Annotated in this window: 1 protein-coding gene; it reads left to right on the top strand. The window is 70.4% G+C overall.

Translation table 11 applies throughout. The features are described 5' to 3' along the window. Positions 1-426: 426 nt before the first annotated feature. Positions 427-3,702, top strand: coding sequence for a S8 family serine peptidase (locus AOK23_RS42680; protein ID WP_055717750.1), 3,276 nt, complete (start codon positions 427-429; stop codon positions 3,700-3,702). Positions 3,703-3,766: the final 64 nt, after the last annotated feature.

Here is a 3,766-nt window from a genome sequence, read left to right as displayed (position 1 = left end):
TCTCCACCGCCTGCGGCCGGCAGCACGCCGTCACCGGCGCTGTCGGAGGGGGCGCGCCGGTGACGGCGTGCTGCCGGCCGCAGGCGGTGGAGAGGGTTGGTCAGCGATCGCAGCCAGCGGCGAGGCCGACGGGCCGCGCTGCGGAGACTCACCCGGCAGCGTGAGGGTGCGGGCCGCCGGGCGGCTGCGGGGTCCGTCGGGTTCCTCGCGCGGGAACCCCGGGTGCGCGGGCCATCGGGTTCGCGTAACTCCCCCACGGCATGTGGAGAGTGTGTGTCAGTAGCGATCTAGATGCGTTAACTCTCAAGTAACAGTGGTCACTTGTGCGAAGCTGGCGATCACCGGGTTTATGTTCCGGATCGCGGCGGTCGAGGATGTTCGACCCGGCCGCCCATGCCAACGTTCCTCCTGCACCAGGGATCACGCATGTCTCCCACCCCCCACCCGGCCCCGATATCGGGCGCGAGACGCGTCGCTCGTATCGCCGTGGCCGCAGGGCTCGTCACCGTGCTCTCCGCGGCCGGGCCCGTCCCCCTCTCCCTCGCCGCGGACGGCGCCCCCACCACTGCCGTCGACCCTGGCGTCAAGTCCGGCCCCGAGAAGCTCGGTTCGGACGACGTCGCCCTCCTCGCGCAGGCCAAGGCGCACCGCGAGAAGACCGTCACGATGATGATCGCCACCGCGCCGGGGCAGACCGAGAAGGTCGCCGCGGAGCTGGACGCGGTCCAGGGCGGCTCCGTGGGCCGTACCTACGACGAGCTCGGGTACGTGCGGGCCACCGTACCGACCGGCAGGGCGGACTCGGCCATCGCTGACGCCGCGAAGCTCTCCTCCGTGCGGGCCATCGACCTCCGTGAAGAGATACCCATGCAGGAACCGGGCCTCGAGAAGGGCAGGACGACCGCCTCCGCGGCCGCTTACCCCGGTCCGGACAGGAGCACCCCCGCGAAGAACCCCTACAACCCGTCCTTCGAGACGGGCGCCGTCGACTTCGTGAAGCAGAACCCGAAGGCGGACGGCCGGGGCGTCACCATCGGCATCCTCGACACGGGTGTCGACCTCGCCACTCCCGCGTTGCGGAAGACGACGACCGGTGAGCGCAAGATCGTCGACTGGGTGACCGCCACCGACCCGGTCGTCGACGGCGACGGCACCTGGCGCCCGATGACCACCTCGGTCTCCGGGCCGTCCTTCGACTTCGGCGGCAAGAGCTGGAAGGCCCCCGAGGGCGCCTACCGGGTCAGCGTCTTCGCCGAGTCCGTCACCACGATGCCCGCGGCCTCGCCCGGCCGCTCCGACGGTGACGTCAACCGCGACGGCGACACCACCGACGACTGGGGCGTCCTCTACGACCCGGCCGCCGGCACGGTCACCGTCGATGTCGACGACGACGGCGACTTCACCGACGACAAGCTGATGAAGCCGTACAAGGACGGCTTCCAGGTCGGCCGGTTCGGCACCGACGACCCGGCCACGGCCGTCGCCGAGAGCCAGTCCTTCGCCGTGGAGATCCGCAAGGACGTCCCGATGGACCCGCTGGGTGGCGACTGGGTCGGCAAGAAGGCCGACTTCGTCAACATCGGCCTCGTCTCCGGTCTCCACGGCACCCACGTGGCCGGTATCACCGCCGGCAACGGCATGTTCGGCGGCAGGATGAACGGCGCCGCCCCCGGCGCGAAGATCGTGTCCTCGCGGGCCTGTGCCTTCGCCGTCACGTGCACCAACGTCGGCGTCACCGAGGGCATGGTCGACCTCGTCGTCAACCGCGGCGTCGACATCGTCCAAATGTCCATCGGCGGTCAGGCGGCGCTCAACGACGGCAACGACGTCTTTTCCGTGCTGTACGACCGCCTGATCGACACCCACGGCATCCAGCTCGTCGTCTCCGCCGGCAACGACGGCCCCGGCGCCAACACGATGGCCAACCTCGGCTCCGGCGACAAGGTCATCTCGGTGGGCGCGAGCATCTCCAAGGAGACCTACGCCGCCAACTACGGCGCCGCCGTGGCCGACAAGTACCAGCTGTTCACCTTCTCCTCCCGCGGACCCCGTGAGGACGGCGGCCTCACCCCCACCCTCGTCGCCCCCGGCGCCGCGGTCAGTACGACTCCGCCCTGGCAGCCCGGCACGTCCCTCCCCGAGGCAGGCTGGAAGCTGCCGCCCGGCTACGCCATGCACAACGGCACGTCGATGGCGTCCCCGCAGGCGGCGGGCGCGACCGCGCTGCTGCTGAGCGCCGCCAAGCGGAAGGGCATCGAGCTGACGCCCGCGAAGCTGCGCACGGCACTGATCTCGACCGCCAAGCACATCAAGGGAGTTCAGGCGTACGAGGAGGGTGCCGGCCTCATCGACGTCGTCGGCGCCTGGAAGGCGATCAAGGCGGGCGCGACCGCCCACGCGTACTCGGTGAAGGCCCCGGTCGACACCGCGCTCGACCAGGCGCTGAAGACGCCGGGCTTCGGCACGGGTGTCCACGACCGCGAGGGCGGTCTGAAGGCCGGGAAGAAGAAGACGTACGACGTCACCGTCACCCGTACGTCCGGGCCCTCCGGCTCGCTCCCGCACTCCCTGCGGCTGGCGAACAACAAGGAGCGCACCTTCTCGATCGTCGGCCCCCACGGGGTGAAACTGCCGCTGAACAAGCCGGTGACGGTGAAGGTCCAGGCCGCTCCCAAGCACGCGGGCATCAAGAGCGTGATCCTTCAGGTCAACGACCCGAGGACGGCCGGTGTCGACAAGCAGATCCTGAACACCGTCGTGGTCTCCACGCCGGTCAAGTACAGCTTCACGGCCTCGGGTTCGGTGCAGCGCACCAAGTCCACGTCGTACTTCGTCACCGTCCCCGAGGGCGCGAAGTCGCTCCAGGTCACGCTCGGCGGTCTGAAGAAGGGCAGTCAGGTGGGGGTCAGCGCCATCGACCCGCGCGGCATGTCGGTCGACGAGGGCGACCCGGGCACGACGGACATCGCCGTGTACGCGGACCCGATGCCGGGTGTCTGGGAGATCGCGGTCGACTCCCGCCGTGCGTCGGCCTTGCTGGACAACCCGTACAAGCTGAACGTCTCCACGCTCGCCGCGTCCTTCGCCCCGGCACCGGTGACCGTGCCGGAGGCCGAGGCCGGCACCTCGGTCGACGCGTCCTGGACGGTGACCAACAGGATGGCGGCGGTCGACGGCACCCTGAAGGGCGGCCGGCTCGGCTCGTCGAAGTCCGCGCGGCCGACCATCAAGAACGGTGAGACGCAGAAGAGCACGATCGAGGTGGCCGAGGGCACCACATCGCTGGACGTCGCCATCGGCGGGGTATCGGACGCGGCCGCCGACCTCGACCTGACGGTCTACGACGCCCAGGGCACGGTCGTCGGCCAGTCCGCCGACCCTGACTCCGACGAGTCCGTCTCCCTCGCCGACCCGGCGGCCGGTACGTACACCGTCGAGGTCGTCGCCTACGCCGTACCGTCGGGCTCGACCGGGTACGACTACCGGGACGTCTTCTTCTCCTCCGCGGTCGGCGACATCGCCGTGGACGAGTCGTCGCCGGTCAGGCTCGGCAAGGGCGACTCGGCGAAGGTGTCGGCGAGCGTCACCGTAGCGAGTGCCGTGGCCGAGGGCCGCGAAGTGGTGGGTGAGGTACGGCTGGTGAACACGCGCGGCACGACCGTCGGTGTGGGCGCCGTGACCGTCGAGAAGGTCACACGCTAGTCGTACGACGCGCAAGGGGTGGGTGTCCGGTGCCCAGGACACCCGCCCCGGCGGCGCCCCGCCC

The sequence above is a fragment of the Streptomyces torulosus genome, assembly GCF_001419765.1.
GTDB lineage: Bacteria > Actinomycetota > Actinomycetes > Streptomycetales > Streptomycetaceae > Streptomyces > Streptomyces torulosus.
This window is presented reverse-complemented; position numbering and strand designations above follow the sequence as displayed.

What these genes read in the sequence shown, in the direction of transcription:
- AOK23_RS42680 (WP_055717750.1), top strand. Translation starts at nt 427, where the DNA reads ATGTCTCCCACCCCCCACCCGGCCCCGATATCGGGCGCGAGACGCGTC.